The following is a 6,043-nucleotide window of genomic DNA, read 5'->3' on the forward strand; positions in this document are numbered from 1 at the left end:
GAGGGCTTTCCATGGTTCCGCATCTCATCACGGCCCTCACCGGGCCGATCAACGAACTCGAACAGCGCATTCTCGACTCGATGCCCGCCATCGAACGCTGGTTCCGGCTGGAGTGGATGGAGCACACCCCGCCGTTCTACACGTCGGTAGACATCCGCAATGCGGGTTTCAAGCTGGCCCCGGTCGACACCAACCTGTTCCCGGGCGGTTGGAACAACCTGACCAAGGAGATGCTGCCCCTGGCCGTGCAGGCTGCGATGGCTGCCATCGAGAAGATCTGCCCCGAAGCGCGCAACCTGCTGATCATTCCGGAGAACCACACGCGCAACACGTTCTACCTGTCCAACGTGGTGCAGCTGCAGCGCATCTTCAACATGGCGGGCCTGAACGTGCGGGTGGGCTCCATCAGCCCCGAGATCAAGAAGTCCACGCTGATCGAGCTGCCCAACGGCGACACCGTGACCCTGGAACCCGTGGTGCGCACCAAGCGCCGGCTGGGGCTCAAGGACTTTGACCCCTGCACCATCCTGCTGAACAACGACCTCACCGCAGGCGCCCCCGGCATTCTGGAAGACATCCACGAGCAGTACCTGCTGCCCCCGCTGCACGCCGGCTGGAGCGTGCGCAAGAAGAGCACCCACTTCAAGAACTACGAAGAGGTGGCCAAGCGTTTTGGCAAGATGCTGGGCATCGACCCCTGGCTGGTCAACCCCATGTACAGCCAGTGCGGCGAGGTGGACTTTGCCGAGGGCACGGGCATGGACCAGCTGCAGACCAGCGTGGACGCACTGCTGACCAAGGTGCGCCGCAAGTACAAGGAATACGGCATCAACGAAAAGCCCTTCGTGATCGTCAAGGCCAACAACGGCACCTACGGCATGGGCATCATGACTGTGCGCGACGCCAAGGAGCTGGACGCGGTCAACCGCAAGACGCGCAACAAGATGGCCGTGATCAAGGACGGCCAGCCGGTGAGCGAAGTCATCATCCAGGAAGGGGTGCTGACGCAAGAGCGCGTGAACGACGCCGTGGCCGAGCCTGTGGTCTACATGATGGACCGCTACGTGGTGGGGGGCTTCTACCGCATGCATGCCGAGCGCGGTGTGGATGAGAACCTCAACGCCCCCGGCGCGAGCTTTGTGCCCCTGGCCTTTGAACACAGCAYCCACATGCCCCAGCCTGGCGTGCGCCCGGGTGTGAGCGCGCCCAACCGCTTCTATATGTACGGCGTGGTGGCCCGGCTGGCGATGCTGGCGGCCAGCTACGAGCTGGAGGCCACCAACCCCGACGCCGAGGTGTACGACTGAAAACCAGAGTCTTTGGGGCCCCTTGCGGGTCTTGGGGATACCGGGTTTCAGCGTCTGCGCCCTCTCGGCGACGCTGCACAGCGGGCCTGCGGGGGAGTGCGGTGGTCCCGCATGCCACGCCCGCGCCCGGTTGCCAAGGGCAAGTTGCTGCGTCGCAACATGGGGTTTCGCCTCCAATCGCTTGATCTGGCTCAGGCGCACAATAGCGTTCCCAAAAGTAACGGAACCCCGTCAGGCCCAGTGCGCGGGGGTGGTCAGTGCAAAGCTCCAAGTCATCGCTCGCAGCGCTCACGCTGGGCGCCATCGGTGTTGTGTATGGCGATATCGGCACCAGCGTGCTGTATGCCGTCAAGGAGGTGTTCGGGTCCGGCCATGTGCCGTTCACGCCCGCAAACATCTACGGCATCCTCTCCATCTTTTTCTGGACCCTCACGGTCATCGTCTCCCTGAAGTACGTGGTGCTGGTGCTGCGCGCCGACAACSAMGGYGAGGGSGGCCTSRTCGCCATGCTGGCSCTGGCCTCSCRSGCGGTSRMMGACAAGCCCMRGCTGCGCMRCGTGYTGCTGSYSGTGGGCATYTTYGGCACCTCGCTSTTYTAYGGCGAYGGCGTCATCACSCCGGCCATCTCGGTGCTKTCGGCGGTSGAGGGGCTGGAAGTGGTGTCGGATCACTTCAAGCACTACGTGATACCGATCACGCTGGTGGTGCTGTTTTGCCTGTTTGCCGTGCAAAAGCGCGGCACGGGCGGCATCGGCAAGTTTTTTGGTCCCATCACGCTGGTGTGGTTTGTCACCATCGCGCTGCTGGGCGTGTCGCACATCGTGGGGCATCCGGAGATCTTGTGGGCGCTGAGTCCGCACCATGCGTTGGGCTTCATGTGGGCCAACCCGGGCACCAGTTTCATCATTCTGGGCGCGGTGGTGCTGTGCGTGACGGGCGCCGAGGCCTTGTATGCCGACCTGGGCCACTTCGGCAAGCGSCCGATCCGCRTGGCCTGGTTTGGTGTGGCCATGCCGGCGCTCACSCTCAAYTAYTTYGGCCAGGGCGCGCTGCTGCTGGCKRASCCCGAGGCCGTSAAGAACCCGTTCTATCTGATGGCCCCCGACTGGGCGCTGGTGCCTTTGGTGATCCTGGCCACCATGGCCACCGTGATTGCCTCGCAGGCGTTGATCACCGGCGCATTCAGCGTGACCAAGCAGGTCATCCAGCTGGGCTACCTGCCGCGCCTGAACATCSAGCACACSAGCGTGCGCRMSRCGGGSCAGATCTACATKCCGCTGGTCAACTGGGGGCTGTTCGTGGCCATCGTGCTGGCGGTGGTSATGTTCCGCTCGTCGAGCAATCTGGCAGCCGCCTACGGCATCGCGGTGACGCTGGACATGCTGATCACCACCACGCTGACCTTCTTCGTGATCCGCTACGGCTGGCGGTATCCGCTGGCGCTGTGCGTTGCGGCCACGGGCTGCTTCTTTGTGGTGGACCTGGCGTTCTTCGCCTCCAACCTGCTCAAGCTGTTCCAGGGTGGCTGGTTCCCGCTGATGATCGGCGGCATCGTGTTCTCGCTCATGATGACCTGGAAGGAAGGGCGCCGCCTGCTCAATGACAAGCTGCGTGCCGATGCCATCGACCTCAAGGACTTCCTTGAGTCGATCTTCATCAGCCCGCCCACGCGGGTGGATGGCACAGCCGTCTTCCTGACGGCCGAAACCGGCGCGGTGCCCAATGCCCTGCTGCACAACCTCAAGCACAACAAGGTGCTGCACCAGCAAAACCTGTTTGTCACCGTGCACAACCACGAGACGCCCTGGATTGGTCTGGACAAGCGGCTGCAAGTCGAATCGCTGGGGCACGACTGCTGGCAGGTGGTGGTGCATTACGGTTTCAAGAACGACCCCGATCTGCCCCGCGCGCTGGAGCTGCTGCGTGGGCGTGGCTGCGAGTTGGAGTCGATGACCACCAGCTATTTCCTGTCGCGGGACACCGTCATTCCCACCATCGGCAGCGGCATGGCGCCTTGGCGCGAAAAGCTGTTTGCCCAAATGCACCACAACGCCAGTGGCGCGGCCGACTTTCTGCACCTGCCCAACAACGCGGTGGTCGAGCTGGGCTCCAAGATCGAGATCTGACGGGCTGAGGGGGCTCCCCCTGGCCTGGGACGGAGCCTCGGGCTGGTTTTACGCCGTTTTTGCCTTGTAGCGCTAGTGCTCATTGTCTGAGATGCTATTAATACTGTAGCTGCTGGAGTGGGCTGACGGCCTGCCTGAGCGCCAGGCGCGCGCGGTGCCAGAATCGCGCCCATGCAATTTTTCAAAGACCTGAGCCTTTCCACGGCGGTGGCGGGTTTCGTGGCGGTGCTGGTGGGCTTTACCAGCTCGGTGGCCATCGTCTTCCAGGCCGCCCTGGCATTTGGGGCCACACCCGCGCAGATCACGTCCTGGATGTGGGCGCTGGGTCTGGGCATGGGACTGTGTTCGCTGGTGCCCTCGCTGATCTTGCGCCAGCCCGTCATGGTGGCTTGGTCCACACCGGGCGCCGCCGTGCTGGCCACTGCGGGGTTGGCGGGCGGTTTCAGCATGGGCGAGGCCATCGGAGCCTTCATGATCAGCGCGTTGCTCATCACCCTGGCGGGCGTCACCGGCTGGTTCGAGCGCGTGATGAACCGCATCCCCATGGAAATCGCCGCTGCCCTGCTGGCCGGCGTGCTGGCCCGCTTTGGCCTGCAGGCGTTTGCGGCAGCCCAGACCGCATTGCCCTTGGTGCTGCTGATGTTGATGGTGTATCTGGTGAGCCGCCGTTTGGCTGCCCGGTATGCGGTGGTCATCACCCTCGCCGTAGCGGTGGTGTTCGTGGCCACCCAGGGGCAGATGGCCTGGTCGGCGGTGCAGCTGGAGCTGGCCCTGCCGGTTTTCACGGCGCCCCAGTTCAGCGTAGCGGCTGCCGTCAGCCTGGCGATTCCTTTGTTTGTGGTCACCATGGCGTCGCAGAACCTGCCCGGGGTGGCGGTGATCCGGGCGTCGGGCTACAACTTGCCCATCTCCCGGCTCATCACGCTCACGGGTCTGGCCACCCTGGTGCTGGCGCCTTTCGGGGCGTTTGCGCTCAACTTCAGCGCCATCACCGCCGCGATGTGCATGGGCCCTGAGGCGCACGCCGATCGCCGCCGGCGCTACACGGCCGCGGTGGCATGTGGCGCCATCTATGTGGCGATCGGTCTGTTTGGCGCAGTCATCACCGGGCTGCTTACCGCCTTTCCCAAAGAGCTGGTGGTGGCCATTGCGGGTTTGGCGCTTCTGGGCACCATTGGCAACGGCCTGGCGGCGGCGCTGCGGGACGAGTCGCACCGCGAGGCGGCACTCATTACCTTTCTCGTCACCCTCAGCGGTGTGGTCATCGTTGGGGTGGGCTCGGCCTTCTGGGGCGTGGTGGCCGGCAGCATTGCGCTATTTGTGCAACAGTACAGGCGTTCGCAGGCCAGCGGCGCGTAAGTCGCCTTGGCTGCCTGGGCCCCTGGCCTCCTCCATTTCTTGACCCGACACCATGAAACTGCTCTTCATCGCCGACCCGCTGCAAAGCTTCAAGATCTACAAGGACACCACCTTCGCCATGATGCGCGAGGCACAGCGGCGTGGTCATACCCTCACGGTCTGCGAACCGCAGCACATCACCTGGCAGCGCGGCAGCAAGGTCACCGCACGGGTGCAGGACGTTCGCCTCACGGGGGATGCCACCCATTGGTACGAGGCCCAGCCGCAGCGCAGCGCAGCGTTGGCTGATTTTGATGCTGTACTCATGCGCAAGGACCCGCCCTTCGACAGCGAGTACTTTTACGCCACCCACCTGCTGGAGCAGGCGGAGCGCGATGGCGCCCGGGTGTTCAACAAACCCAGCGCTCTGCGGGACCATCCGGAAAAGCTGGCCATCATGGAGTTTCCACAGTTCATCGGACCGACGCTGGTCACCCGGGATGCGGAAGACATTCGCCGCTTTCATGCGGAGCACCAGGACATCATCCTCAAGCCTCTGGATGGCATGGGTGGGATGGGCATCTTCCGTGTGGGCCCAGACGGCCTCAACCTGGGCAGCATCACCGAAACCCTCAACCGCCACGGCGCGCAAAGCGTGATGGTGCAAAAGTTTTTGCCCGAGATCGTTGATGGCGACAAGCGGGTCCTCATCATCGGCGGCAAGCCTGTGCCGTTCTGCCTGGCGCGTATTCCCCAGGGCAGCGAAGTGCGCGGCAATCTGGCCGCTGGCGGCAAGGGCGTGGCGCGCCCTCTGTCTGCGCGGGATCATGAGATTGGCGAAGCGCTGGGCCCGGTGCTGCAGTCGCGTGGCTTGCTGYTGGCTGGTGTAGACGTGATCGGCGACTGCGTCACAGAGATCAATGTCACCAGCCCGACCTGCTTCCAGGAAATCTTTGATCAGACAGGCTGCGATGTGGCCTTCCTATTTGTAGACGCTTTGGAGTCTGCGGTTGCGGCCGTTGGTGGTTGAGGGGTTTGTCTCGTGTACAGGGACTGTTAGATCAATCCCTGGGTTTACCCTGCTGCCTGTTGTAAACCGTGCTATAGTYGAGGGCTTCGCTACTGAGACCTGAGCGCAAAAGTGTTGGGGTCGATGGGGTCGATGGGGTGGTTTGTGGTGGCGCTTAGGTGCTGCGGCAGATGGCCCGGAAGGTTGGCGAAGAAAGTTTGGTTTTGTCTTCTTGGTGGTTAAAAACCGGTATAGAATACAAG

The 6,043-nt window shown here is 63.3% G+C and carries 4 protein-coding genes; all 4 read left to right on the forward strand.

All coding sequences use genetic code 11. The annotated features are described in order from the left end of the window. The first annotated feature begins 11 nt into the window (after positions 1-11). The 4 genes from gshA to gshB all read left to right on the forward strand — a co-directional run bounded on the left by gshA (position 12) and on the right by gshB (position 5,801). A complete protein-coding gene (gene gshA, locus AC04MI_RS12440) occupies positions 12-1,307 on the forward strand; it encodes a glutamate--cysteine ligase (RefSeq protein ID WP_476497886.1) in 1,296 nt (431 codons plus the stop codon). Positions 1,308-1,564: 257 nt separating this feature from the next. Beyond that, positions 1,565-3,433: a potassium transporter Kup gene (locus AC04MI_RS12445; protein ID WP_476497887.1), complete on the forward strand. Its 1,869-nt coding sequence runs from the start codon at positions 1,565-1,567 to the stop codon at positions 3,431-3,433. A 171-nt stretch (positions 3,434-3,604) separates the two neighbouring features. Then, complete coding sequence (locus AC04MI_RS12450) at positions 3,605-4,792, forward strand: benzoate/H(+) symporter BenE family transporter (RefSeq protein WP_436076857.1); 1,188 nt, start codon at positions 3,605-3,607, stop codon at positions 4,790-4,792. 52 nt (positions 4,793-4,844) lie between these two features. Continuing rightward, positions 4,845-5,801 carry a glutathione synthase gene (gshB, locus tag AC04MI_RS12455; RefSeq protein WP_436076858.1) on the forward strand — a complete coding sequence of 319 codons (957 nt, stop codon included), beginning with the start codon at positions 4,845-4,847 and terminating at the stop codon, positions 5,799-5,801. The last annotated feature ends 242 nt before the right edge of the window (positions 5,802-6,043 follow it).

The organism is Acidovorax sp. LjRoot204, assembly GCF_056175785.1.